The 25938-nt window shown below is 62.8% G+C and carries 26 protein-coding genes, 1 rRNA gene and 1 pseudogene; 9 read left to right on the top strand and 19 right to left on the bottom strand.

Features of this window, described 5'->3' with window-relative positions:
- Positions 1-4 precede the first annotated feature (4 nt).
- The 4 genes from SOM61_RS12790 to dnaA form a co-directional block, all read right to left on the bottom strand.
- On the bottom strand, positions 5-1045 hold the full coding sequence (locus SOM61_RS12790) for an MrcB family domain-containing protein (RefSeq protein WP_320474453.1): 1041 nt from the start codon (positions 1043-1045) through the stop codon (positions 5-7).
- Positions 1046-1235: 190 nt separating this feature from the next.
- A complete protein-coding gene (gene gyrB / locus SOM61_RS12785) occupies positions 1236-3737 on the bottom strand; it encodes a DNA topoisomerase (ATP-hydrolyzing) subunit B (protein WP_320474452.1) in 2502 nt (833 codons plus the stop codon).
- 204 nt (positions 3738-3941) lie between these two features.
- Complete coding sequence (gene dnaN, locus SOM61_RS12780) at positions 3942-5048, bottom strand: DNA polymerase III subunit beta (RefSeq protein WP_320474451.1); 1107 nt, start codon at positions 5046-5048, stop codon at positions 3942-3944.
- Between the two features lie 96 nt (positions 5049-5144).
- Positions 5145-6566: a chromosomal replication initiator protein DnaA gene (gene dnaA / locus SOM61_RS12775; protein WP_123067963.1), complete on the bottom strand. Its 1422-nt coding sequence runs from the start codon at positions 6564-6566 to the stop codon at positions 5145-5147.
- Between the two features lie 365 nt (positions 6567-6931).
- Here dnaA and rpmH point away from each other — a divergent pair, with 365 nt between their 5' ends.
- The 7 genes from rpmH to SOM61_RS12740 all read left to right on the top strand — a co-directional run bounded on the left by rpmH (position 6932) and on the right by SOM61_RS12740 (position 12155).
- Positions 6932-7066: a 50S ribosomal protein L34 gene (gene rpmH / locus SOM61_RS12770; RefSeq protein ID WP_040378179.1), complete on the top strand. Its 135-nt coding sequence runs from the start codon at positions 6932-6934 to the stop codon at positions 7064-7066.
- Positions 7067-7097: 31 nt separating this feature from the next.
- On the top strand, positions 7098-7496 hold the full coding sequence (gene rnpA / locus SOM61_RS12765; protein ID WP_123067962.1) for a ribonuclease P protein component: 399 nt from the start codon (positions 7098-7100) through the stop codon (positions 7494-7496).
- The gene (yidD, locus tag SOM61_RS12760) at positions 7493-7756 is read left to right on the top strand and encodes a membrane protein insertion efficiency factor YidD (protein ID WP_123067961.1); all 264 of its coding nucleotides are present in this window, start codon (positions 7493-7495) and stop codon (positions 7754-7756) included. The genes rnpA and yidD overlap by 4 nt, the downstream gene beginning before the upstream one ends.
- A gap of 8 nt (positions 7757-7764) precedes the next feature.
- Entirely contained in the window at positions 7765-9447 is a 1683-nt protein-coding gene (yidC, locus tag SOM61_RS12755; RefSeq protein WP_320474450.1) for a membrane protein insertase YidC, read from the top strand.
- A 232-nt stretch (positions 9448-9679) separates the two neighbouring features.
- Positions 9680-11059, top strand: a complete 1380-nt coding sequence (gene mnmE / locus SOM61_RS12750; RefSeq protein ID WP_320474449.1) for a tRNA uridine-5-carboxymethylaminomethyl(34) synthesis GTPase MnmE — start codon at positions 9680-9682, stop codon at positions 11057-11059.
- A gap of 41 nt (positions 11060-11100) precedes the next feature.
- Positions 11101-11682, top strand: coding sequence for a DUF1439 domain-containing protein (locus tag SOM61_RS12745; protein WP_320474448.1), 582 nt, complete (start codon positions 11101-11103; stop codon positions 11680-11682).
- A 341-nt stretch (positions 11683-12023) separates the two neighbouring features.
- Positions 12024-12155 (top strand): hypothetical protein, encoded by a 132-nt coding sequence (locus SOM61_RS12740; RefSeq protein ID WP_320474447.1) that lies wholly within the window; start codon positions 12024-12026, stop codon positions 12153-12155.
- A 215-nt stretch (positions 12156-12370) separates the two neighbouring features.
- Here SOM61_RS12740 and SOM61_RS12735 read toward each other — a convergent pair whose 3' ends face one another.
- Positions 12371-12925, bottom strand: a complete 555-nt coding sequence (locus SOM61_RS12735; RefSeq protein ID WP_320474446.1) for an Hpt domain-containing protein — start codon at positions 12923-12925, stop codon at positions 12371-12373.
- 47 nt (positions 12926-12972) lie between these two features.
- Positions 12973-13944 (bottom strand): CAP domain-containing protein, encoded by a 972-nt coding sequence (locus SOM61_RS12730; RefSeq protein WP_320474445.1) that lies wholly within the window; start codon positions 13942-13944, stop codon positions 12973-12975.
- A 142-nt stretch (positions 13945-14086) separates the two neighbouring features.
- On the opposite strand from SOM61_RS12730, the gene pssA reads away from it, so the two are divergent.
- On the top strand, positions 14087-14866 hold the full coding sequence (pssA, locus tag SOM61_RS12725; protein ID WP_320474444.1) for a CDP-diacylglycerol--serine O-phosphatidyltransferase: 780 nt from the start codon (positions 14087-14089) through the stop codon (positions 14864-14866).
- A gap of 129 nt (positions 14867-14995) precedes the next feature.
- Here pssA and SOM61_RS12720 read toward each other — a convergent pair whose 3' ends face one another.
- The 11 genes from SOM61_RS12720 to SOM61_RS12670 all read right to left on the bottom strand — a co-directional run bounded on the left by SOM61_RS12720 (position 14996) and on the right by SOM61_RS12670 (position 24938).
- Positions 14996-15307, bottom strand: a complete 312-nt coding sequence (locus SOM61_RS12720; protein ID WP_123068602.1) for a metal-sensitive transcriptional regulator — start codon at positions 15305-15307, stop codon at positions 14996-14998.
- On the bottom strand, positions 15307-16230 hold the full coding sequence (locus SOM61_RS12715; RefSeq protein WP_320474443.1) for an aldo/keto reductase: 924 nt from the start codon (positions 16228-16230) through the stop codon (positions 15307-15309). Before SOM61_RS12715 ends, SOM61_RS12720 begins: the two co-directional genes overlap by 1 nt.
- A gap of 132 nt (positions 16231-16362) precedes the next feature.
- Positions 16363-17508: a D-alanyl-D-alanine carboxypeptidase family protein gene (locus SOM61_RS12710; RefSeq protein WP_320474442.1), complete on the bottom strand. Its 1146-nt coding sequence runs from the start codon at positions 17506-17508 to the stop codon at positions 16363-16365.
- Between the two features lie 108 nt (positions 17509-17616).
- Entirely contained in the window at positions 17617-18246 is a 630-nt protein-coding gene (locus SOM61_RS12705; protein ID WP_320474441.1) for an alpha/beta hydrolase, read from the bottom strand.
- Between the two features lie 16 nt (positions 18247-18262).
- On the bottom strand, positions 18263-18595 hold the full coding sequence (locus SOM61_RS12700; RefSeq protein WP_320474440.1) for a (2Fe-2S) ferredoxin domain-containing protein: 333 nt from the start codon (positions 18593-18595) through the stop codon (positions 18263-18265).
- Positions 18596-18653: 58 nt separating this feature from the next.
- Positions 18654-19799 (bottom strand): VanZ family protein, encoded by a 1146-nt coding sequence (locus SOM61_RS12695; protein ID WP_320474439.1) that lies wholly within the window; start codon positions 19797-19799, stop codon positions 18654-18656.
- Positions 19796-20422 (bottom strand): ABC-type transport auxiliary lipoprotein family protein, encoded by a 627-nt coding sequence (locus SOM61_RS12690; protein WP_320474438.1) that lies wholly within the window; start codon positions 20420-20422, stop codon positions 19796-19798. The genes SOM61_RS12695 and SOM61_RS12690 overlap by 4 nt, the downstream gene beginning before the upstream one ends.
- Before the next feature lie 8 nt (positions 20423-20430).
- Positions 20431-21378, bottom strand: a complete 948-nt coding sequence (locus tag SOM61_RS12685) for an MlaD family protein (protein WP_320474437.1) — start codon at positions 21376-21378, stop codon at positions 20431-20433.
- 2 nt (positions 21379-21380) lie between these two features.
- Entirely contained in the window at positions 21381-22238 is an 858-nt protein-coding gene (locus SOM61_RS12680) for an ABC transporter ATP-binding protein (protein WP_320474436.1), read from the bottom strand.
- On the bottom strand, positions 22239-23372 hold the full coding sequence (locus SOM61_RS12675; protein WP_320474435.1) for an MlaE family ABC transporter permease: 1134 nt from the start codon (positions 23370-23372) through the stop codon (positions 22239-22241).
- A 63-nt stretch (positions 23373-23435) separates the two neighbouring features.
- On the bottom strand, positions 23436-24938 hold the full coding sequence (locus SOM61_RS12670; protein ID WP_320474434.1) for a B12-binding domain-containing radical SAM protein: 1503 nt from the start codon (positions 24936-24938) through the stop codon (positions 23436-23438).
- Between the two features lie 204 nt (positions 24939-25142).
- Here SOM61_RS12670 and rrf point away from each other — a divergent pair.
- Positions 25143-25255, top strand: a 5S ribosomal RNA gene (rrf, locus tag SOM61_RS12665).
- 167 nt (positions 25256-25422) lie between these two features.
- Here rrf and SOM61_RS12660 read toward each other — a convergent pair.
- Both SOM61_RS12660 and SOM61_RS12655 read right to left on the bottom strand, forming a co-directional pair.
- Positions 25423-25674, bottom strand: a pseudogene (locus tag SOM61_RS12660) (aldo/keto reductase); the annotation flags it as partial.
- 25 nt (positions 25675-25699) lie between these two features.
- Positions 25700-25938, bottom strand: a 239-nt coding sequence (locus SOM61_RS12655) for a hypothetical protein (protein ID WP_320474433.1), incomplete at its 5' end; no start/stop codon positions are given.

The following is a 25938-nucleotide window of genomic DNA, read 5'->3' as shown; positions in this document are numbered from 1 at the left end:
TCTTTTAAGCAAATCTTTTCTTTTCTTTAATGTCTTTGTGAAAATCACGGAGCTTAGGATTCACTATTTTACGAAGCTCATCGAGCGAGGGGCATCCTAGTCGATGGATGATCCGATGGCAGGTCGGACACAATACTGCGAAATCCCGCTCTGTAAGCTGTACACCCTGCTCAGGTACTTGTGATAGCGGAATTAAATGGTGGGCTTCGATAAATTCTTTTCCGATTTTGCCATAGATAGAATCGAGGGCTGCCTCGCATCCTTCGCATGTGTAGCCGCGTACACTTTTGACGTCTCTAACGAGCTTTGAGTTGCGTTCTCTACGCTCACGCTTTTTGTGCTCATCTACTTTAAGCGCTCCGTCAAGACCAGTTGCACCAGTCGGAAGCTCTCCGGTCGCTACAAGACTTTCGATAGCGATTTCCTCCTCGATGAAAGTATCGCCAAGCCTATCGTAAATGCTTCCATAGAGCTCTAAAATCGCACTAATATCGCTTAAAAACTCTGCTGAATTTGGCGGGTTGTCAATAAAATATCGCTTGCCAAAAGCCACTGAAACGGCCCATGGGTCATCGGCATCGCGTCCCAACGCGGCATTTCCGCGGCTGTAGGTTTCGAAGGGCCCTATCGAAAATCCTCTAGCTTGCCAATTGGGCGCCGCCTCTCTAATTCTGGGCGCGCGTGCCTTCAGTTCTCTAAGAGCTGCTTTATTTCCCAAACTGTTCTTTAGTCGATCGGCACCTTGCGCCATAACTAAACAAAAGGATTTGAAGCCGCGTTCATATAAGAATACTGGGTAGTATCCACGTTGCGGTGATGTTGTTAGGCGTTCATCTAAAAATGCCATGAAGGGCGCCGCATTCCAGCCACCTATTCCTGCACTGGATTTTGCGATTATTGGTGTATTTATATTTTCTAATATATGAGCAACTGATGCTGGCCAATCGCTACGAATAATGTTGGCTAGATAATTTCCTTTGAGGGGTTGCATACGTTCAATCTCGAATTCGTTGCCAATCTTAATTGCTATCTGAAGCGCGTCCATAAGGTTTCCTGTTCAATATCTGAGCAGCAAACATACTATGGATTTGAATTGTGGAAAAGATATTGATCACGGCTGTGTCACTAACGATACAGTCGGTTGCAAGTCATTGTTGGAATAACACGCTCGCCCTAACACGCCAGAATGAAAAACGGCCTCAAGATGAGGCCGTTTTGAACATAAAAGTGTGTGCTTACACGTCGATATTGCCAGCGCGCAGAGCATTGGCCTCAATGAAATTCCTCCGCGGCTCCACCTCATCCCCCATCAGCGTCGTAAAGATCTGATCCGCCGCAATCGCATCCTCAATCTGCACTTTCAACAAACGACGCACGGTCGGATCCATCGTGGTCTCCCACAGCTGCTCCGGATTCATCTCGCCCAGACCTTTATAACGCTGCTTGGACACGCCACGTTCCGCTTCTTCACGCAGCCATTCCATCGCTTGATGGAAATCGCGCACCGCGAATTCCTTCATGCGCTCGCCTTCGCCGCGGCGCACGAAGGCGCCTTCGCCCATCAGGCCCTGGAAGGTCGCAGCCGAGTCGGCCAGCAGCGCGTAATCCGCACCTGCGACGAAGTCGGCGTCGATCGACGTCACCTGCACGTTGCCGTGGTAGATGCGTTCGATACGCAGGGCATGCTTCTCGGACAGCTCGTCCGAACGCACCTTGACCTGCACAGCCTTGTCGTTGATCGCGCTTTCCATGGCCTTGGCCGATGCCTCGGCGCTCTCGAGCGTCGTCAGGTCCAGTGCCACGCCGCCGCTGTAGATCGCGGTCAGTGCGGCGCGGTCGATCACGCGCGCAAGGCGCAGCATGATGGCGTTGGCCAGGTTGTACTTGCGTGCCAGTTCGCCCAACGCTTCGCCGTTCACCGGTTCCGCGCCTTCTTTCGGCAGCAGCGACGCGGTGTTCAGCGCGAACGTCATCATATAGCTGGCTTCTTCGACGTCATCCTTCAGGTAACGCTCGTCGCGGCCGGCCTTGACCTTGTACAGCGGCGGTTGCGCGATATAGATGTGGCCGCGTTCCACCAGTTGCGGCATCTGGCGGTAGAACAGGGTCAGCAGCAGGGTACGGATGTGGGCGCCGTCGACGTCCGCATCGGTCATGATGATGATGCGGTGGTAGCGCAGCTTGTCGACGTTGAACTCGTCCGGGCCGATCGAGGTGCCGAGGGTCGCGATCAGGGTCGTGATCTGTTCCGACGACAGCATCTTCTCGAAGCGCGCCTTTTCCACGTTCAGCACCTTGCCGCGCAGCGGCAGGATGGCCTGGAACTTGCGGTCGCGGCCCTGCTTGGCCGAACCACCTGCCGAGTCACCCTCGACGATGTACAGTTCGGCCAGCGCCGGATCGCGTTCCTGGCAGTCGGCCAGCTTCGACGACAGGCCCAGGCCGTCCATGATGCCCTTGCGGCGGGTCAGGTCGCGCGCCTTGCGCGCCGCTTCGCGGGCACGGGCGGCTTCGACGATCTTGCCGCAGATGATTTTCGCGTCGTTCGGCTTTTCCATCAGGTAGTCGGTCAGCGTCTTGGCGACGATTTCCTCGACCGGGCCGCGCACTTCGGACGACACCAGTTTATCTTTAGTCTGCGACGAGAATTTAGGTTCAGGCACTTTAACGGACAGCACGCAGGTCAGGCCTTCGCGCATATCGTCGCCCGAGATCTCGACCTTGGCCTTCTTGGCGAAGTCGTGCTCGTCGATGTACTTGTTGATCACGCGCGTCATCGCCGCGCGCAGGCCGGTCAGGTGGCTACCGCCATCGCGCTGCGGGATATTGTTGGTGAAGCACAGCACCTGTTCGTTGAACGAATCGTTCCACTGCATCGAGACGTCGACCGAGATGTTCGTGTTCTGGTCCGACATACGGTCGCCGGTCGCCTGGAACACGCTCGGGTGCAGCACGGTCTTGGCCTTGTTGATGTACTCCACGAAGCCGCGGGTGCCGCCTTCGAAGGCAAACAGCTCTTCCTTGCCGGTGCGCTGGTCGGTCAGCTTGATGCTGACGCCATTGTTCAGGAACGACAGTTCGCGGATACGCTTCGACAAGATTTCATAATGGAACTCCACCAGCGTGAAGATCGTTTCGTCGGCCCAGAAGTGCACCTCGGTGCCGCGCTTGTCGGTTTCGCCGATCACCTTCATCGGGGAGACTTCGAAGCCGTCACGCATCTCGATCAGGCGATCGACCGGGACGCCGCGCGTGAATTCCATCTGGTGCACCTTACCGTTCTGGCGCACGGTCACGCGCAGCAGCTTCGACAGTGCGTTCACGCAAGACACGCCGACGCCGTGCAGGCCGCCCGACACCTTGTAGGAGTTCTGGTTGAACTTGCCGCCCGCGTGCAGTTCGGTCAGGGCGATCTCGGTTGCCGAGCGCTTTGGCTCGTGCTTGTCGTCCATCTTGACGCCGGTCGGAATGCCGCGGCCGTTGTCGGTGATCGAAATCGAGTTGTCGGAGTGGATGGTGACGTGGATCTCGGTGCAATAACCGGCCAGCGCTTCGTCGATCGAGTTGTCGAGGACTTCGAACACCAGGTGGTGCAGGCCGGTGCCGTCCGAGGTGTCGCCGATATACATGCCCGGGCGCTTGCGCACCGCTTCGAGGCCTTCCAGGATCTGGATGGAGGACGCGCCGTAATCATCCGCGCTTGGGGCGGGCTGTTCTGCTGGGATATTCTCGGACATGGACTGCTTTCTATAAAACGGTGAATCCGGTTGCCTGCGGCCAGCCGGCTTCAGCACTGGCCTGCAACCCCGGAACCGTCGTTCCCGCGTAGGCGGGAACCCAAGTTTGCTGGCAGATCACACAGCGCTTGGATTCCCGCCTGCGCGGGAATGACGGGTTTAAGCTAACTCATGATTCTTGGCGATGCCGTTGAGCCAACCTTCTTAAATGCGCATCGGCATGACGACGTACTTGAAATCGCCATTGTCGGGAATCGAGATCAGCGCCGACGAGTTCGAGTCGCCCAGGGCGATGTTCACCTGGTCGCACTTCAGGTTGTTGAGCACGTCGAGCAGGTAGGTGACGTTAAAGCCGATATCGATCGAATCGCCACCGTAGTCGATCTCGAGTTCTTCGACCGCTTCTTCCTGGTCGGCATTGGTCGAGCTGATCTTCATGACGCCCGGCTCGATGATGCAGCGCACGCCCTTGAACTTGTCGCTGGTCATGATCGCGGCGCGCTGCAGCGAACGCAGCAGTTCATCGCGGCTGATCGTGAAGTCGTTCTTGTAACCCTTCGGGATCACGCGGGTGTAGTCAGGGAACTTGCCCTCGACCAGCTTCGAGACCAGCTCGATATCGGCGAAGCTCAGTTTTACCTGCGAGGCCGCGATATCCAGGCGCACGGTTTCATCGCTTTCTTCCAGCAGGCGCTGCAGTTCGATGATGGTCTTGCGCGGGATGATGACTTCCTGGCGCTCGAACTGCTGCTCGGTCTCCACCTGGCAGAACGCCAGACGGTGGCCGTCCGTTGCCACGGCAATGATATTGCTGCCGTCGAGCACCAGCAGCAGGCCGTTCAGGTAGTAACGGATGTCCTGCTGGGCCATCGAGAAGTACACCATATTGAACAGGTGCTTCAGCGTTTTCTGCGGCAGGGTCACCGAGGCGTTATAGCTGTCGGCCACCGAGACGGTCGGGAATTCCTCGGCCGCCAGGGTCTGCAGCGCGAAGCGCGACTTGCCGCTCTGGACCGCCAGGCGCTTGTTCTGCAGGGTCATGGTGACGTCGCCCGATTCCGGCAGCGCGCGCAGGATGTCGAGCAGCTTGCGTGCGGCCACCGTGGTGCCGGTCACGTCGTCGCCCGAGCCGATATTGGCGTGCGTGGTGATCTGCACTTCGGTGTCGGTCGACAGGAAGGACACGCTCTCGCCGGTCTTGCGAATGAGGATATTGGCCAGAATCGGCATAGTGTGCCGACGCTCGACAATACCACTCACGATCTGCAGTGGCCGGAGAAGCGTATCTCGGGTGGTTTTGACCAATTGCATAGTTATCCTCAGTACGTTTGAAAGGTGATGTATTACTAAAGCGATATTGTGCCATTGCCTGAGGCAAACACAAAAAAACTGCTCAAAGGCAGGCAATCAGCCCTTGAGCGTCTGTTCCAGCACGTGCAGCTCGTGGTTGCATTCCGGATTCTTCTGGCGGTCGCCGGCGATCTTGCGCACCGCGTGCAGCACGGTCGTGTGGTCCCGGCCGCCGAACAGTTCGCCGATTTCCGGCAAACTCTTTTGCGTGAGTTCTTTTGCCAGGTACATGGCGATCTGGCGCGGACGGGCGATGTTCGCCGGCCGGCGCTTCGAATACATGTCCGCAACCTTGATGTTGAAGAAGTCGGCCACCGTCTTCTGGATGTTTTCCACCGAGATCTGGCGGTTCTGCACCGACAGCAGATCCTTCAGGGCTTCCTTGACGACATCGATGGTGATGTCCTTGCCGTGGAAGCGCGAGTAGGCCAGGATCTTGCGCAGCGCGCCTTCGAGTTCGCGCACGTTGGAGCGCAGATGCTTGGCCACGAAGAAGGCGACGTCGTCCGACAGGGTCACGTCTTCGGATTGCGCTTTCTTCAGCAAGATCGCCACGCGCATTTCGAGCTCGGGCGGTTCGATCGCCACCGTCAGGCCGGAATCGAAGCGCGAGATCAGGCGGTCGTCCATGCCCGTGATTTCTTTTGGATACGTATCCGAGGTGATGATGATCTGTTTCTTGGCCGCGATCAGCGCCTCGAACGCATAGAAGAATTCTTCCTGCGTCCGGCTCTTGCCACCGAAGAATTGAATATCATCGATGAGGAGCATGTCGAGCGAATGATAGTAATGCTTGAAGTCGTCGAAGCCCTTGCGCTGATAGGCGGTGACGACGTCGCGCACGTACTGCTCGGCGTGGATGTAGCGGATGCGCGCGTTCGGCTGGTCGGCCATGACCTGGTTGCCGATCGCATGGATCAAGTGGGTCTTGCCGAGGCCGACGCCGCCGTAGAAGAACAGCGGGTTGTACGACACGCCCGGGTTGTTGGCGACCTGGATTGCGGCGGCGCGCGCCAGCTGGTTGGCCTTACCGGTCACGAAGCTATCAAAAGTAAGCTCGGTGTTGATCCGGCTTTGCTCACGCTTGGGCGAGTTGGCGATATTCAGGTTCTGGGTCGGGCTCGGGCCGGCAGACGGATGCGGGTTCTCGGCGCCAGGCGCAGGGCGCGGCGCATTGAAATCGACGGTGGCCGAGTTGCCGGATGCGCTCGAGTCGCTCGCTTTGCGGGCAGGATGGTTCTTTGGGTCGAGCACGAACTGCACCTCGACCGGCGCTTCCCAGTACTGGGCGGCCAGTTCGGTGATGCGTGTGGCGAACTGCGTCTTGACCCAGTCGAGCTTGAAGCGGTTGGGCGCAGCAATGCGCAGCTTGCCGTCTTCGTAGTCGAGGGCGACCAGCGGTTTGATCCACGCGCTGAATTGCTGCGGCGTGAGCTCAAGCTCAAGCTGCGCGGATGCTGACTGCCAAAAATTTTCCATACTTCGCTTTTGATACGTAACACGCTATTTTACCTGTCTCGGCCGAAGTTATCCACAGGCGCTGCACATATTTTCCACCGAAATGCCGAGCCGGGCCGACCCCTTGCCAAGCTGGAAACGCGTACGGGCGTCGCTTGGTGAAACAACACCCGCCTTGACATGAAGGTGCGAAGTAGAGTCTAATTCAGGGTTCCCCGTCCATGCGCCATGCCAGGCTGTGATTTTTCAGCGGCTGGTGGTTGGGCGACGAAAGACTTGCTGTGGCGTGACGCTGGTATAACCTTGAGCGAAACTGTCATCGGCGCCGAATCTGACACGACGTCAGACCCGATTTTGCATCTTATTTTGCTTTAAGCGAGACCACCATGAAACGTACTTACCAACCTTCCGTCGTCCGTCGCAAGCGCACGCACGGCTTCCGCGCACGTATGGCTACCCGTGGTGGCCGTCAAGTCCTGAACGCTCGCCGCGCCAAGGGCCGCAAGCGTCTGGCTGTCTAAGTCACGCACCGCAGATCGATTGCGGTCGGTGATGACAGGCGAAGGTTCGCACGACTTCGCGCGCGCTCGGCGCATCGTTAAAACGGATGAATTTTCATCCGTTTTTCGTTTGCGGCCGACGCAAAAAACGGCGCATTTCGTGCTCTACACGCGTCCAAACGACCTGCCGCATGCGCGGCTGGGCGTCGTTGCGGCCAAGCGTTTCGCGCCGCGTGCGGTGACCCGCAATACGATCAAGCGCATGACGCGCGAGCTGTTCCGTACGAGCAGCCTGGCGCAGGTCGATTGCATCGTTCGCCTGTCGCGTCCCGTCAACGCCAAGGATGGCCCGGCCACCACGCGCGCCCTCAAGGCCGCGCTGAAGGTGGAACTGGTGCGCCTGTTCGCGTCGCAACAGCGGCCGCGTACCACCACGGCCAGCACGCCATGAAGACGCTGCTCGTCTGGTTGCTTCGCGGCTACCAGCTGCTGCTGTCCCCCATGCTCGGGCCGCGTTGCCGGTTCTATCCCAGCTGTTCCAATTACGCAATCGAAGCGCTGCGCGTCCATGGCGCCGCACGCGGCTCCTGGCTGGCCGCGCGCCGCGTGGGCCGCTGCCATCCGTGGAACGCGGGTGGCGTCGACCCGGTGCCGCCGAAAGACGGCCCCAAGGAATCCCATTCAGCCGCTTGCGGTTGCAACCACTCCTGAAGACTCCAATGGAATTCAATAAACGTACTGTCCTGTGGATCGTGTTCGCCATCTCTCTGATCGTTCTCTGGAACAATTGGATGGTGGCTAACGGCAAGCAGTCGCTGTTCTCGGCGCAACCGCCGGCGCAAGTCGCGCAGCAGAATAAACCGTCGGACGTGCCGGCTGCCGCGCAGCCGGGCAGCGCCGCCGTGCCGGGTGCTCCGGCCGCCGCGGCCACCGCGGTACCGGGTGCGCCAGTTGCGCCAGCCGCACCGGCGAGCCAGATCGTCACCGTCACCACCGACGTGGTGAAAGTCGACATCGACTCGGTCGGCGGCGTCATCAAGCGCCTCGAGCTGCTGCACTATCCGGATCACTTCGACAAGACCAAGAACCAGGTCCTGTTCAATGTGAACGGCCCGAACGTCTATCTGGGCCAGACCGGCCTGATCGGCACCAGCGCCGCCGGCGTGCTGCCGAATCACACGACGCCATTCACCGTCAAGTCGGCGCAGACCACGCTGGGCGGCAACAACCAGGCGCAGGTCGTGCTGGAAGCCGAGCAGGGCGGCGTGCGCCTGACCAAGACGCTGACCTTCCGCAAGGGCGATTACCTGGTCGGCGTGCGTCATGACGTCACCAATATCGGCACCGCGCCGGTCCAGCCTTCGCTGTACCTGCAGCTGCAGCACGACGGCACCAAGCCGGCCACCGATTCCTGGTTCATGCCAAGCTACACCGGCCCGACCCTGTACACCGACGCCGACAAGTACCAGAAGCTGACGTTCGAGGAAATCGAGAAGGGCAAGGCCGATCACTCGACCAAGGCCGACAACGGCTGGGTCGCGATCTCGCAGCACTTCTTCGTCTCGGCCTTCATCCCGGCCGACAAGTCGCCGCGCGACATCTTCACCAAGAAGATCGCCAACAACCTGTACGCGATCGGCACCGTGCAATCGCTGGGCACCGTGGCGCCTGGCGCGACCGTGTCGAACGACACCCGCCTGTATTCGGGTCCGCAGGACGAGCAGATCCTGGAAACCATCACTCCGGGCCTGGAGCTGGTGAAGGACTACGGCATGCTGACCGTGATCGCCAAGCCGATCTTCTGGGTGATGACCCAGCTGCACTCGATGCTGGGTAACTGGGGCTGGACCATCGTCGCCCTGACCATCCTGATCAAGCTGGCCTTCTTCCCGCTGTCGGCGGCCGGCTACCGCAGCATGGCGAAAATGCGCGTCGTGACGCCGAAGATGCAGGCGATCCGCGAACGCTACAAGAGCGATCCGGCCAAGATGCAGCAGGCCACCATGGAGCTGTACAAGACCGAGAAGATCAACCCGCTGGGCGGCTGCCTGCCGATCCTGGTGCAGATGCCGGTGTTCTTCGCCCTGTACTGGGTGCTGCAGGCATCGGTCGAAATGCGCGGCGCGCCATGGATCCTGTGGATCCAGGATCTGACCCAGCCTGACCCGTTCTACATCCTGCCGGTGATCTACGCGGTGTCGATGTACATCACGACCAAGCTGAACCCGCAGCCGACCGATCCGGTGCAGGCCAAGATGATGCTGTTCATGCCGATCGCGTTCTCGGTGGTGTTCTTCTTCTTCCCGTCCGGCCTGGTGCTGTACTGGGTGGTCAACAACATCCTGTCGATTGCCCAGCAGTGGGTTATCACCCGCAAGTTCGAGACCGCCGCGGCGAAGTAAGCTGCGTGGTTCTTCGCAAAAGCCCGCGCCGTGTGCGCGGGTTTTTTTTGGGTATGCGGTACACGCAGTACTTGGGTTCCCGCCTTCGCGGGAACGACGTGCGTCGGGAGCGGGCCAAGGCATCTGCCATAGTCCGCTACCGCGAAACCGTCGTTCCCGCGAAGGCGGGAACCTAAGGTTCCCCGCGTACCTGCAACGCCCGCCAGCACCTCCAATCCCTTACAATCGCTCCATGAAACTCGACACATCCTCCATCGCCGCCATCGCCACCGCCCCGGGCCGCGGCGGTATCGGCGTCGTGCGCGCCTCCGGCAAATCGCTCGGCTTCCTCATCGACGCCCTGTTTCCCGGCGTGACCCTGGCGCCACGCCACGCGACCTATATCCCGTTCAAGGCCGCAAATGGCGACATCCTCGACGAGGGTCTGGCCCTGTTCTTCAAGGGGCCGCATTCGTATACCGGCGAGGACGTGCTCGAACTGCAGGGCCATGGCGGCCCGGTGGTGCTGCAAATGCTGCTGGCGCGGGTGCTGGAAGCCGGCGCGGCATCCGGCCTGCGCCTGGCCGAACCGGGCGAATTCACGCGCCGCGCTTTTCTGAACGATAAACTCGACCTGGCCCAGGCCGAAGCGGTGGCCGACCTGATCGACGCCTCCACCGAGGCCGCCGCCAAGTCGGCGTCGCAATCGCTGTCGGGCGCCTTCTCGCAAGTGGTGCACAAGCTGGTCGACGGCACGATCAACCTGCGCATGCTGGTCGAGGCCACGCTCGACTTCCCGGAAGAAGAAATCGACTTCCTGGAAAAGTCGAACGCCCGCGGCCAGCTGGCCGGCATCATCGAATCGCTCGAAAACGTGTTCCGCCAGGCGGCGCAGGGCGCGCTGCTGCGCGAAGGGTTGAACGTGGTGCTGGTCGGGCAGCCAAACGTTGGCAAGTCCTCACTCCTGAATGCGCTGGCCGGGGCCGAGGTGGCGATCGTCACGCCGATCGCCGGCACCACGCGCGACAAGGTGAGCGAGACGATCCAGATCGAGGGCATCCCGCTGAACATCATCGACACCGCGGGCATCCGCGCAGTGAGCGAAGAGATCGACGTGGTCGAGCGCATCGGCATCGAGCGCACCTGGGGAGAGGTCGGCAAGGCCGACGTGATCCTGCACCTGCTGGACGCGAATCTCGGCCCGAGCGCCGCCGACGAAGCGATCGTCGCGGCCTTCCCTCCGAACGTGCCAGTGGTGCGCATCTGGAACAAGATCGACCTGTCGGGGCACAAGCCGTCGAAGGACGAGAGCTCGGACGCCGTTCACCTGTACCTGTCGGCGCACGAAAAGCTCGGCATCGACCTGCTGCGCGCCGAACTGCTGCGCATCGCAGGCTGGCAGCAGACCGGCGAGTCGCTGTACCTGGCGCGCGAGCGTCACCTGATCGCGCTGCGCGCCGCGCGTGAACACCTGGAGCTGGCGCGCCAGCACGCGATGCAGGACGACCAGTCGCTCGACCTGTTCGCCGAGGAGCTGCGCCTGGCGCAGGATCGGTTGTCGAGCATCACCGGTCAGTTTACGCCGGATGATTTGCTGGGCGTGATCTTCAGCCGCTTCTGTATCGGCAAGTAACGATCAACAGGCTGCTGGACGGCTCGTGCTAGGCTTGGAATATGGATAAATACACGCCACCTCATTCTTCCACGCCGATGCGGCGTACGGTGCTCAAGCTGGCCGCCATCGCGGTCGGCGCCAGCCTGCTCGCCTCCTGTTCCAGCCTGATCGGCCCGCGCCAGGTCGAGCTCCCGCTGCACAAGCTGCAGGCCGGCCTGGACAAGCGCTTCCCGGTCAACGAGCGCCTGCTGGAACTGTTCGACGTCCAGCTCACCCGTCCGCAGCTGGCCATCCAGCCAGAGGACGATCGGGTCGCGCTGGCCGTCGAGGCCTCGGTCGCTCCGCCGTTCGCGCGCGCATGGACCGGCAATATCGCGTTCTCGGGCCGCCTCTACGTCGATCCGGGGCGCACCGCCGTCATGATGGCCGAGCCGCGCATCGATCGCCTGCAGCTCGGTAACCCCGAAGCCGAGCGTCACCTGACCCGCGTCGCCAACGGCCTGATCGACACCGTCGCGCGCGATATGCCGGTCTACACCTTCGAGCAAAAAGACTTGCGCTATGCGGGTGTGCAATTCGTCCCGACGCGAATCCAGACCACGCGCACCGGCCTGGTCGTGACGCTCGAGCCGGCAAAATAAGCCTTCGCACACAAGCGTGCATGCCGATAGTTGGCATTACACTACGATTTTTGGCGGTGCATTGTGGCTCGTGCAGCGGAAACGTTGCACACATGTCAAATCGCTCTTTGGGAGCGTGGCAGGGGATTGCACCCGCCTGGCATTGGGCGCACACTGATACGCAACGAAAGTCGTGATGGGTTCGCCTGTCGCAGTCCGGCTTGCGCTTTCTCATGCGCACGGAGTTCCGCTGAAGTAATCTTTCTCTGACTAAAGGCTGCCGTATCAGGGGGTGGATCTTGGAAACGACACACGAGAGTCTTCCGGACAGTGGGTTGCCCGCTGAGGCCTCCACAGGCAGCATGCCGACCCGCGCCAGTCTTCCGGCCAAGGGCTCGTGCTGGTACTGCGAAAAGCCGCTCGACAGCGTGCGGCGCTTTTGCGGCAAGTCCTGCGCCGACTCCTTCGACGAAGAAGCCGAGTACACGCGCTGACGGCGCGCGCCGCGCAGCAGACGCGGCCAGGGTCTGACTGAATCAAGGCACACGAAGTTATCTGCGTTGGAATCGCAAGCGAACACGTCGTTCCCGCGGAGGCGGGAACCCAAGTCCTTTGCGTTGCAGCTCCGTCGAATGTAGCGTTAGCGCGAGCAAACTTGGGTTCCCGCCTTCGCGGGAACGACGTGGCGATGGAGGCCGTGTCGTAAAACTCAGTCAGCTAAACCCTGGCGCCGGCCGGCCTGCTCCAGCAGCGCCAGCGCGTTTTCGAAATCGAAGCGCCTGAGCGCCGCGTCGAACGCCGCCACCTTCTCGCTTCCCATGCTCGCCAGCAGGCGCGGACGCAGTTGCGTGGCCAGGTCCGGCGCACGGCCATCGCCGAGGTCGAGCATGTCGCGCAGGCGCGCCAGGTCGGCCCTGGCGGCCGGCGAGCTTGCCGGCGCAGGCATCGGCGCTAATGTCTGCGTCTCAGGTGAAGCCAGCAGCGTGTCGACTTCCGCCAGCACCCGCGCCAGCTCCTGGTCCAGCGCCGCGATCAGCGCCAGCGGCGCCGCACCGCCGGCCTTCAACGCCAGTTCGACCTCCAGCGCCAGCTGGCGCAGCCGGTTTGCCTCGATCATCCCGGCCGCGCCCTTGAGCGTGTGGGCGATGCGGTGGGCCAGCACGGCGTCGCCGGCATCCAGCGCCGCATGCAGGCGCGCCGCGAGGTCGCGGTAGTCGCCGGCGAAGCGTCCCAGCACGCGCAGGAACAGCGCGCGGTCATCCATCACTCTTTCCAGGCCAGCCGCGAAGTCGATGGCCAACGCTGCGCCGCTCACCGCGTCGTGAACGACCAGGCGCGCGCAACTGCCACGCCATTGACCGTACCGGTGAAACTGACCTCGTAGGTCGTGGCCGCGCGCAGCGGGGCCACGGGGATGATGGAGGCGGCCGTCGCCTGCCCGAGCGGATCGACGCGCAGCACCTGCAGGTTGGCGCCGCCGCGCGGGCGCACCGTGAAGCTGCTAACTGCGAGCGTCGAATCGAGATTGGCGTGCACGCTGATCGGATACCCTACCTCGTTGCGGTCGGGGACCGGGTCCGGTTCCTCGGTATCGCTGAAGAAGTTGGGTGCGACTCCGGTCTGGCCGCTGAAGGGCCAGGTGACGATCGTGCCGCGCGCGATGCCGGGGCCGTAGCCGTTGCGGCTGGCGAAATCGGCGGTGAAATAATGGTAGCCGCGGCTGGCGCTGGCGGCGCCGGTGCCGAGCTCGCGGAACATCGGCTCGAAGATCACGAAGCGGTGATAGATCGCCGTGATCAGTTCTTCGGTCATGAAGAAGCCTGAGCCGTTATTGCTGCCGGAGATCACTTCGCCATAGGCAAAACCGCGCGCCCGATCCAGCGTGTAGCCGGCCGCGTTGAGGCGGTCACCCAAGGTGGCGCCGGTGAAGCCCTGGCGGCCCGGCACCTGGTCGTGGCTCATCAGGTTATTGATGCGCAGGTATTCGGAGTGTCCGAGCGCGGCATTGTCGATCTGCGCGTTCTGGGTGACCGTCGGCACGCCAGCCTGGGCGCGCCGGTAATTGATCCAGTTGCGGCCATCGAGGGCGATATTGCCGCTCAGGGCGGGGGCATCTACCGCCGGGGCGGGCGCGGGTGCTGGTGCAGCGGGGCTTGGCGCGACCGCCATGCCGCCACCGGCCTGGGGCGTCGGACTGCTGCTCCCGCCGCCGCCGCATGCACTCATGGCCAGGGCAGCACCCAGGATCGCGGCAATCGACTGCCAGCGTGGCGTATAGCTCATCTTGCAACTCCTGTCAATACATAAGCGTGGGGCATCATTCTAGGCCAAAAACGACGATCGTGACCGGCGCTGCAACCATCGCGCAACACCCTTACAGGGCTCACTGTAAAATAAGCCAACATTTCCCTTGCCGAGTCGACCATTGAAGCTATCTAACCAGCAACGCCTCGCGCGCGCCAAGTTCGCCCTGCCCAGTTCCGTGACGCTGCTGTCGATCGCCTGCGGCTTTGCCAGCATCGTGATCTCGGTCGACAACGCGCGCGTCGGCGACCCGGACGACTTCCGCCTGGCCGCGATCCTGCTGGTGCTGGCCGGCGTGTTCGACGCGCTCGACGGTTTCGTGGCGCGCGCCACCAATACCCAGTCCAGCTTCGGCGTGCAGCTCGACTCGATCGCCGACGTGATGAACTTCGGCTGCGCGCCCGGCCTGCTGCTGTACTGCTACGGCTTTACCCAGCTGGGCGACGTGCACCCGACCCTGGAGCGCATGGGCGGCCTGGCCTGCTTCGTGTTCGTCACCTGCGGCGCGCTGCGCCTGGCACGCTTCAACATCAGCCATGGCCGCACCGACCCGCGCTACTTCGTCGGCATGCCGATCACCGCCGGCGCGGCCTGCGTCGCCTCGGTGGTGGTGGCCTGGCCCGATCCCGTCGTCTCCCTGGCGCCGGCCTTCATGGTGTGCGCGCTGATGGTCTGCGTCGGCGCACTGATGGTGTCGACCATCCGCTTCCCCAGCTCCAAGCACCCGAAAGGCAAGGTGATGCTGGCGCTGGTGGGCGTGAGCCTGGTGCTGCTCGCGCTGCTGCAGGAGCGCTTCTTCGTGCTGTTCTTCCTGCTCTATGTGTGCGTGACCCTGCTGCTCAACATCGGCTGGAAGCTGGGCTGGCGCGGCGTGGCGCCGCCGAAGGTGTTCGAGGACTGATGCAATACCGTCGTTCCCGCGGAGGCGGGAACCCAAGTGTGCTCGCGACGACGCTGCGCTCGATCTATCGACTACGCAGACTGACTTAGGTTCCCGCCTGCGCGGGAACGACGTTTTTACGCTATTTGTTCAAGCGAACTTGTCGAGCATCGCCGCCAGGTGGGCGGCGCGGGCGCGTGCGTCTTCGAGGTCGGTGGCGTCGCCGGTCTGGGTCAGGATCGATGAGGTCAGCAATTGTACGAAGGAGCGGTCGAGCGCCTTGCGCGCCGCCGCCATCTGCTGCGCCACCGCGTCGCAATCCGACGGCGAGTCGGCCAGCGCGATCAGTTTCTGCACGCCGCGCAGCTGGCCCTCGATCCGGGCCAGCCGGTTCAGCAAATCCTTCTTTTGCTGCGCGCTGAGGGCCTTGCCCTCGACAATCCGGAGCGGGCCCTCGACCATCAGGCTACCTCGTGTCCGCGCGCGGCGCGCAGGATGCGGAACCAGTCTTCGCGTTCGAGCTCGAAGCTGGCGCCCAGCACCGCCTCGCGGATCGCCGCGATGCGTCCGCTGCCGGTGAGCGGGATCGGCCGGCAGGGCAGGCGCATGATCCACGCGAACACCACGCTGCAGAACGGCTTGTCCACGCGCTCGGCCACGTCCTGGATGGCCTGGCGAAGCGCGGCGCCATGTTCATCCTGCGCGCCGAACAGGCGGCCGCCGCCCAGCGGCGACCAGATCATCGGCGCGACGCCCAGGTCTTGCAGGCCGTCGAAGGTCTCGTCGAACATCGGCGCGGTGTGCAGCGGAGAGAACTCGACCTGGTTGGTGGCCAGCGGTATGCGGCGATTCAGCGACTCGAACTGGTGGCGCGTGAAGTTCGACACGCCGAAGTGCAGGACCTTGCCATCCTGCTTCAGGCGCGTGAAGGCGGCGGCGATCTCGTCGAATTCCATCAGCGGATCCGGACGGTGAATCAGCAGCAGGTCGAGGCGGTCGGTGCCCAGCTTGCGCAGCGACTCCTCGGCCGAGCGCATGAGGTGGCTGGCGCTGGTGTCGTAATGCTGGATGGAGTGGCCCGGGTGCTTGTTCGACAAGAGCTTGATGCCGCACTTGCTCACCAGTTCCATGCGGTCGCGCAGCGACGGTTGCGCGCGCAGGGCTTCGCCGAACAGCTCCTCGACGCCGTAGTTGCCATAGATGTCGGCGTGGTCGAAGGTCGTCACGCCCAGCGCCAGGCACTGTTCGATGAAGTCGATGCGCGCCGCCACCGGCATGTCCCATTCGACCATGCGCCACATGCCGGCCACGATGCGCGACAGTTCGAGACCGCCCTCGCGCGTCGGAATGCGGGGGAAGAGAAGTTCGGCGGGCGCTTGCGGCATCGGGGTTCTTTCGTGATGACTGGATTGCATGATTATAGCGGCCCGAAGCCTGCCCCGCGTCAGCCGCCGTGCATGAAAAAAGCCCGTCCGGCGTGACGCGCGGACGGGCTTTCTGAGATCAAGCGCGGGAGATTACTGCATCCAAAGCCGCATCGAATCCCACGCGCGACCAAAAATGCTCGCTTCCTGCACTTCTTCCAGCGCCACCACCGGCAGCACCAGCAGAGGCTTGCCATCGACGGTCATCTTGAGGGTGCCGACCTGGCCGTTCAGCGCCAGCGGCGCGACCAGCGGATCGCGGCGTTCCAGCACCGGCTTGAGCTTGCCCGCCACGCCTTTCGGCACGGTCACCAGGATGTCGCGCGTGAAGCCGATCTTGACGGTCGACTGGGCGCCCTTCCAGATCGACGGGGTCTGGATCGCCTGGCCTTTCGAGTACAGCTTGACGGTGTCGAAGTTCTGGAAGCCCCAGTTCAGCAGCTTCTGGCTTTCCTGCGTGCGCACGTCGGTCGAGCTGGTGCCCAGCACCACCGAGATCAGGCGGCGTTCGCCGGTGCTGCCGTTCGGACGGCGCGCCGAGGTGATCATGCTGTAGCCCGAAGAGTTGGTGTGGCCGGTCTTCATGCCGTCCACGGTCGGGTCCAGCCACAGCAGGCGGTTGCGGTTCTGCTGGGTGATTTTGTTATAGGTGAACTGCTTGATCGAGTCGATCTTGTACAGCTCCGGGAAGTCGCGGATCACGTGGGCGGCCAGCTGCGCCAGGTCGGCCGCGGTCGAGTAGTTGTTCGCGTCCGGCAGGCCGTGCGGGTTGGCGAAACGGGTACCCTTCAGGCCCATGCGCTGCGCTTCGCGGTTCATCAGGGTGACAAAGGTGGCTTCGTCGCCCGCCACCGCTTCGGCGATGGCCACGGCGGCGTCGTTACCCGACTGGATCATCAGGCCATGCAGCAGGTCGTCGATCGAGACCGGCACGCGCGGATCGATGAACATCTTCGAGCTGCTGGAGTCGACCTTCCAGGCACGCTCGGACACGTTCACCATCTGGTTCAGGGTGATGCGCTTGTCGCGGATCGCGACAAACGCGACGTAGGCCGTCATGACCTTGGTCAGCGATGCCGGTTCGATGCGCATATTCTGTTCTTGCGAAGCGATGACCTGGCCGCTCGTCGCGTCGAGCAGCAACCACGATTTGGCGGCGATGGCGGGCGCGGGCACGGTTTGCGCACTGGCCGAGACCATCACCAGGCTGGCGGCGAAGGCCGCTAACAGTTTTTTCATGGGGAGAATTTCGTCATTAAAAAGGTAGGGCGGTGTTAAAGCGCAAGGCAATGTCTCAAAGGAAGCATTGCCTCAAGAGAAGGGAATTATTATAGGGGACTGTGACGACTAAATGTCACGCCGCCACAGTTGAATCACGAGATTTTTAATGTGGCCGAGCTTGCGATGGAAGAAGTGGTCGGCGCCTGTAATGACGGTGACAGGCAGGTCGAGCGGTCGCGCCCAGTCGAAAACTTCCTTCAGGGTAATAGTGTCGTCCAGTTCGCCGTGAATCAGGATGGTGTCTTGCGGCACTTCCGGCATCGGCCATTTGCCGGCCGCCGTGCCGACCAGCACCAGGCGCTCGGCCGGCTGCCCCTCGGCCGCCAGGCGCAGCGCGAACTGCGCCTGCACGAAGGTGCCGAACGAGAAACCGGTCAGCGTGATCGGCAGGTCCGGGTATTGTTCGCGCATGTGCGCATACATGACGGCCATGTCGTCGACTTCGCCCCGGCCTTCGTCGTGCACGCCTTCGGATTCGCCCACACCGCGGAAATTGAAACGCGCCGCCGCATAGCCGAGCGTCACGAAAGTGCGCGCCAGAGTTTGCGCAACTTTGTTTTCCATGGTGCCGCCATACAGCGGATGCGGGTGCGCCACCAGGGCGACGCCGCGCGGCGCGCCATCAGGCAGGTCGAGCAGGCATTGCATCTTGCCGGCGGGGCCGTCGAGTTCGAATTTGTGCGAATGGATGTTCATAAGGCGTCTTGTCAGATCAGATCTTGAGGCGGTCGACGACCTTGCCGCCGACCAGGTGGGTGTCGATGATGTCGTCGATGTCATCGGTGTCGACGTAGGTGTACCAGGTACCTTCGGGATAGACCACGAGCACCGGGCCTTCCTCGCAACGGTCGAGGCAGCCGGCCTGGTTGATGCGCACCTTGCCCTGGCCGCTCAGGTCCAATTCCTTGATGCGTTTCTTGGCATGCTTCTGGGCTTTTTCGGAACCGCACTTGCCGCAGCTCGGGCGCGCGTCCTTGCCCTCGCGGATGTTCATGCAGAAAAATACATGGTGTTTATAAAACTGTTCGGTCGACTGATCGGTCATGTCATTCTCGCTGGAAAGAGTAGCGCGGCCATGGGCCAAAGCGCCATGATACGCGCTCTTATTGACGATTGAGTTTATGCGAGGGCAGCAGCAAGAACCACAGGGCAACGAATGGCCAGGCCAGCGCCAGGCCCTGGGCCGCGCCATTGAAGTTGAGGAACTTGCCTTGCACCCAGCCCTGCAGGGTGGACGAGAAATACGGGTTCACCGGGATCGTATTGACCACCACCAGCGCCAGGATCAGGGTCACGACCGCCAGCCGGCGCTGCGCCACCTGCGGCGCGAACACCAGGCCGGACAGCATGATCAGGCCGATCAAAAAGCCCCCTTCGGCGCCCGGCGTGACCCAGACGAAGGCGTTATCGGGCCGGAACAGCAGCGAGCTCGCGAAGGCCTTCACCACGAGCGCGCTCGCCAGCAGGGCCAGCATGAGCCAGAAGCGCGGCGCGCCGCGGCGCACGAGGCACATCAGGGTGAGGGCGGCGCCGGTCATGCCGCAGGCGGTAATGATGGTCTCCGACAGCCAGTACTGTTCCACGCTCATTGTGTCGCCGCCGGGACGCAGCAGGGCCACCAGGTCGATCTCGGTGTCGAACCAGGACGACATCCAGCCGGACAGGATCGGCAGCACCTGGCCATGGCCGAACAGATAGCTCTGCGGGTAGATCTGGGCCAGCGGCCACATGGCCACCAGCACCAGGCCCTGGCTGGCGTGCGGCGCGAACCAGCGCTGGCGCAGCTTGAACAGGCGGCTGCGGTCGAGCAGGCCGGGAGCCCACAGCGCGCCGAGGATGGCGCCGATGAAGCAGCCGCCGGCATTGGTGACGAAGTCGAGGTTCGACGGCACGCGGCTGGGCAGGTAGGTCTGCACCGCCTCCATCGTGCCGGTGGTGAGCAGGCCGGCGAGCGTGGCCAGCAGCACCGCCCATATGCCGCGCACGCGCGGATACATCGACAGCACCAGCAGCATGCCGAACGGGATGTAGCCGGCGATGTTGACGCCGGCGTCGAAGCCGGTCCAGTAGCGCTGCTTGACCAGGTTCAGGAAGGCCAGCGGCGAGATGCCGCTATCGCGCCAGCCGGTGAACGGGAACCAGCTGGCGTAGACGATCAGGAGCAGATAGGCCAGCAGCGCGGCGCGCACGATGGGCGAGCCGCGCGAGCGGCCGGCGGCGACGTCGGCAGGGACTTCCGCTTCGGTCATTTGCCTTGCAGGTTGAGGGTGGCCAGCCAGCCGCCGATGTCGTCCGCCAGCCCGTCGGTGCTGGCCGCCAGCGCCGCCGCGCCGCCGGCCGCGTCATGGCTCGATGCCGGCGTGCTGCGCTCGAAGCTGCGCTGGTCGACCAGGCGGTGCTCGGTAAATACCGAGGCGCGCAGCATGATCCGGCCTTCGCTCCGGTCCGCGCTCGGGAACGCATGCACGAAGTCGTCGAGTTCGATGCGCAGGATCGGCACGCCGGTCGCGGCGTCGGTGGCCGACAGCACCTTCATGTGCGCCTGCGACAGGCGCGTCTTGATGCGGGTGGTGAACAGGTTCACCGGCGTGGCGCTCCAGCGGCTGCTGGCATAGGTGCGCGCCTGCTGGGCGTCGGCATAGTCCAGGCGGTAGAACATGCGCTCGGTGTCGAGGCCACCGGGGCCGGTGACGTCCATCACTACGATGGCGAGCGGAGAGGCGGGTGGCGTGGCCGGGGTGAAAGGCCGCAGCGACGGCGCGCCGAAGTCGTAGACGGTATTCGAGGTGCGCTCCTTGCTGGCGCAGCCGGCCAGGAACAGGGAACAGGCAAGGGCGATGACGGCAGGGATGCGCAAGGATTGACGATTCACGGTGGTCCTCATTTGGTCGGTGGCACGAAGCCCGGCTCGCCGGGGCCGGGCGCGTCGCCCGGGGTGCCGAACAGGATGCTTTGCGGGCGATCGGAGAACGAGTTGGCGGTGCGCCGCACCGCGCGCAGAGAAGCGCGCGCCTCGTCGGTCATCTGCACCACGTGCGGCAGCGTCTCCAGTTCCAGGTGGCTGGTGGCGGCGCCGAGCGCGCCGATGGTGGTGTTCAGGCGCTCGATCGGGCCGTCCGGCGCTTGCAGGCGGGTCGCCAGCTGGTCGTAGTTGCGGGTCATCGAGGTGGCGCTGGTGGCCAGGGTGTCGACCGAGTCCATGCTGCGGTTGACCTTGTTGACAAGGCCAGGCAGCTGGTCGAGCACCGGATCGAGGCGCTGAGGAATGGCGGCGTAGGCGTCGGCGGCGCGGTCGACGCTCTCGAAGGCGCCGACCATCTTGGCGCGGTTGTCTTCGCTCAGCAGCTCATCGAGACTGGCGGTCACTTTCTCGGCTTTCTCGAGGATCGCCAGGCCGCGGTCTTCCAGCTGGTCGAGCAGGCCCGGACGCAGCGGAATGCGCGCGATGCGATCGCTGCCGGTCGCCATGCGCGGCGAACCGGTACGCTCGTCGTCGAGCTGGATGAAGGCGATGCCCGTGACGCCCTGGTAGCCGAGGGTGGCGAAGGTGGTGTTGGTGATCGGCGAGGCGGCATCGACCGACAGGCGGATCAGGATCTGGCCGGTGACGCGCGGGTCGAAGATGATCTCGTCGACGCGGCCGATCTCCAGGCCGCGGTAGCGCACCGTGGCTTGCGGGTTCAGGCCGGGGATCGACTGGGTGGTGACAATCTCGTAGGGCACCAGCTCGGTCTTGTCGCGGTTGAACCAGAGGCCGATCAGGACGGTCGCCACCAGCAGGGCGATCGTGAAGATGCCGGTCATCAGGGCATGTGACCTGTTTTCCATAACTATCGATTCTCCGATTCATGCTGGGCGTGGCGCTCGTCGAGCACTTCGAGCGCTCGCTGGCCGCGCGGGCCCAGGAAAAAGTGTGTAATGAAGGGATGCTCGACCTGCAGCACGTCGCACGACGGTCCCACCGCCAGCACGTGCTTCTCGGCCAGCACCGCGATGCGCGAAGACAGCGCGAACAGGGTGTCCAGGTCGTGCGTGACCATCACCACCGTGAGCTTCAGTTCGCGGTGCAGGGTCTGGATCAGGGTGACGAAGGCGTCCGACAGGTCGGGGTCGAGCCCGGCCGTCGGCTCGTCCAGGAACAGCAGCTGCGGCTCGAGGGCCAGCGCACGCGCCAGGGCGGCGCGCTTGACCATCCCGCCCGACAGGTCGGCCGGCATCTTGTTGGCGTGCTCGGGGCCCAGGCCCACCATATTCATCTTGAGCAGCACGGCGTCGCGGATAACGTCCTCGGGCAGCGAGCGCAGCTCGCGCATCGGCAGGGCGATGTTGTCGAACACGCTCAGCGCCGAGTACAGCGCGCCCTGCTGGAACAGCATGCCCCAGTGGTTGCGCATGCGCTGCAGCTGTTCGGGCGAGGCCGCGCTGATGTCCTCGCCGAACACGTGCACGCTGCCCTGCGATGGACGCTCCAGCCCCAGCATCTGGCGCAGCAGCACGGTCTTGCCGGTGCCCGAGCCGCCGACGATGGTGAGGATTTCGCCGCTGTAGATCTCGAGGTTCAGGTCCTGGTGCACCACCGTGCGGCCGAATTTGGTCCACAGGTTGCGGATCTGGACCACCGGAGCGCCGACTTCCTCGTCGGGGCGCAGGTTCAGCTCTTGCTTGCGGGCTTGTTTGGAATCCGGCATCTAGAAACCCGTCCCGCTGAAGATGATGGCGTACACCGCGTCGGCCAGGATCACCACCGTGATCGCGGTGACCACCGAGGTGGTGGTGCCGCGGCCCAGGCTCTCGGTGTTGGGCTTGATGCGCAGGCCGTAATGGCAGGCGATCAGGGCGATCAGCACGCCGAAGGTCGCGCCTTTGAGCAGGCCGATGGTGTAGTTCACGAACGGCACCGCGTCCGGCAGCTTTTGCAGGAAGTAGCGGAACGACATGCCCATCTCGATCTTGGCCGAGACCATGCCGCCCAGGAGGGCCATGGCGTCGGTCCAGACCACCAGCAGCGGCATCGAGATCGCCAGCGCGATCACCTTGGGCATGATCAGGCGGTAGCCGTGCGAGACGCCCATGACCAGCATGGCGTCGAGTTCTTCGGTCACCCGCATCACGCCCAGCTGGGCGGTGATCGAGGAACCGGAGCGGCCGGCGACCAGGATCGCGGCCAGCAGCGGGCCCAGTTCGCGGATCACCGCCATGCCGAGGATGTTGACCAGGTAGGCGTCGCCGCCGAACATGCGCAGCTGCTGCGATGACAGGTAGGACAGCACGATCCCGATCAGGAAGCCGACGATGGCCGTGATGCCCAGCGCCTGGAAGCCGGAATGGTAGATATTGGCCGAGATCTCGCGCCACGGCCCGCTTTGCGGACGGCGCAGGAAGCGGCCCAGGTCCTGGATCACGATGCCGATCAGGCCAATGAAGCTGCGCAGATGCTCGAAGAAATTCAGGATGCCGGCGCCCAGCTTGATTACCCAGTCGAAGGGGCTGGTGCGGTGGCGCGGCAGCTTGATGTGGCTGGCCTCTTCGATGCGCTTGAACAGGTCTTCCTGGCGCGGGTCGAGCTTGAGGCGCTTGGGGCGCTCCTTGTTCCAGGTGTTCCAGAACATCTGGGCGCCGATGTGGTCGAGGCTTTCGACACCCGACAGGTCCCAGTCGCAGGCGCCCTTGTCCTTCAGGCCGGCCAGCTGGCGCGTGATGCCCTTGAGGACGCCGCGCTGCGACAGGCCGTGGACTTGCCACACCCCCTCGGCAATGACGGACTGGCCGGCTCCCTGGCCGGACTGTTGAATGGTTAATGTTGGCGCATTTTCAATCCGCATTGCGCCAGTGTAAAAGAGAATCGTTAGTGTTGCCAGCCACGATCCTCTTGCGTGCTTGCCCCATCAGGCAGCCAGATGCCGGACCTGGCGCGCCGGAGCCACCGCTTTCGGCGCATCCGCCGGCTGCTTCACGGGACGGGCCGGGGCGTCGACCTTGCCGGCATAGTCGCTGGCCAGCAGCGCCGCCGCCTCACCGGCACCCATGCCGCGTACCTGCAGCCACTGGGCCACCAGCTTGGCCAGGCGGTCCAGGGCGATGCGGTGGGTGGCGTCGGTATGGGCATAGATCCAGTCCGAGAAGGCCATGAAATTATCGAACGGCGTATCGCCCAGCAGCACCGGGATGGTGTTGGCGAAGCGGCCCGAGTTGGCCACCAGGTCCCAGTAGCGGGCAAAACGCACCAGGCGCTGCATGGTGGCGAAGTCGATTTTACTTGTCGCCAGCACCGTATAGGGCGGGTAGGGATCGTAGACCATGCCGAATTCCTGGGTATGGCGGATGATCGGCGTGCCGCGCAGGCGCTTGAGGATGCCGAACTGGATCTCTTCGGCGCCCAGGCTCACCAGGTGGTCGAAGCCGCGCGCGAAGCTGGCCACGTCCTCGCCCGGCAGGCCGGCGATCAGGTCCACGTGCAGGTGGGCGGTGGAGTGCTGCGTCAGCCAGCGGATGTTCTCGGCCGCTTTTTCATTGTTCTGGCGGCGGCTGACCAGGGATTGCACCTCGGGGTTGAAGCTCTGGATGCCGATCTCGAACTGCAGCGCGCCAGCCGGGAATTTGGCGATGGTCTCCTTGAGCGCCTCGGGCAGGTGGTCGGGCACCAGCTCGAAGTGGGCATAGACCGGGTCGTTTGGCGCCGCCTCGATCTTATCGAGGAAGAACTGCATGATGCGCAGGCTGGTCTTGACGTTCAGGTTGAAGGTGCGGTCGACGAACTTGAACAGGCGCGCGCCTTTCTGATACATCGCCTCCATCTCGGCCAGGAAGGTATCCAGGGGGAAGGGCCAGGCCGTCTTGTCCAGCGAGGACAGGCAGAATTCGCACTTGAACGGGCAGCCGCGCGAGGCTTCCACGTACAAGGTGCGGTGGGCGATGTCTTCTTCACTATATAAGGAGTAGGGCAGGGCGATGTCTTCCATCGGCGGCTGCACGCCCGCGTGCACCTTCATGATCGGCTTGGGGCCGTCCAGGATCTCGCGGCACAGCTTGGGGAAGGTGACGTCGCCCCAGCCGGTGACGACATAGTCGGCCAGCTTGACGATTTCCTGCTCGCCCGTCTCGTGCGAGACTTCCGGGCCGCCCAGGATGATGGTCAGATGCGGCGCCACGCGCTTGAGCATGGCCACCAGGCGGGTGGTCTCTTCCACGTTCCAGATATAGACGCCGAAACCGACGATGCGCGGCGTGTGCGCCAGGATGCGCTCGACCAGGTCGGTGGTCTTGGCGCCGATGACGAATTCCTGGATCTTCGTCTGCTCTTGCAGCGGGCCCATATTGGCCAGCAGGTAGCGCAGGCCGAGCGAGGCGTGCGTATAGCGGGCGTTGAGGGTCGAGAGCAGGATCGTCATGGCGGGGAGCAGGAGGGGCGGCGGGAAAGGCGGTATTTTACTTTGATCACAAGCACTTGCCGTTATATAGAAGCGTCTCTCTGGTGTGTTTCTGTGGCGTGGCGGCCAATAACGCTGGCGCTTGGCAGGATTGCTTGTTAGAATGCTCGCCGGAATTCAGGAAGCCTGTTGCCCAGTAGAGGAACAGTTTTCCAGCAAGTTATGCCTGATGACCATAGCAAGTCGGTCCCACCCCTTCCCATCCCGAACAGGACCGTGAAACGACATTGCGACGATGATAGTGCTGCAACCAGTGTGAAAGTAGTTTATCGTCAGGCTATTCAATAGAGAGAAAGCCCACCAGATGTCTGGTGGGCTTTTTTGTTTTCTGGCCTTGTTTCTGGTCTTGCCTAGCGCCAGGACCTTACAACGCCGATGCTGCGGGAGTGGCGATCGCTTCCAGTCGCGCCAGGACATCCGCCGACAGCATCAGCTGCGCCGCCGCCAAGTCGTCGCGGTAGGGGCAAAGCGCTTCGCGGATCGGCTGGTTGGTGATGTGCGGGCCATAGTAATCCGACGTGTCGATGTGGTTGACGCCGAGTTCCACGGCTTCGCGCAGTACCGCCCGCGCGGCATTGGTGTCCTTCAGCGGGCCGTAGACATGCGGGCCGGCCAGTTGCATGGCGCCATAGTCGAGACGGCGGACTGTGCGGGTGCCGGGCGCGCTTTGCCAGCGATGCGATGATTTATTGGACATTCGAGCGGGGCCGCGCTGCGGGCCTTCATCGATTTCCTCCATAACGACGCCGTTTCGTCACAAAACTGAAAAATAAGGTGTTGACGAAGCTCAGCAGGACGAGCATAATCTCATTCCTCTGCTGCTGACGAACAAAACGATTCGAAGCAAACGGCAGATGAAGCAGTGCCGGATAAAGTTCTTTAAAAATTAACAGTCGATAAGTGTGGGCGTTTGATGAAGGTGCCAAGAACTTCGGTTCTTGATTACTTAAATTATCAAATG

The organism is Massilia sp. CFBP9012, from assembly GCF_034045115.1.
Classification (GTDB): Bacteria; Pseudomonadota; Gammaproteobacteria; order Burkholderiales; family Burkholderiaceae_D; genus Telluria.
The sequence above is the reverse complement of the archived record's forward strand: the minus strand, read 5'-3'. Positions and strand labels throughout refer to the sequence as shown.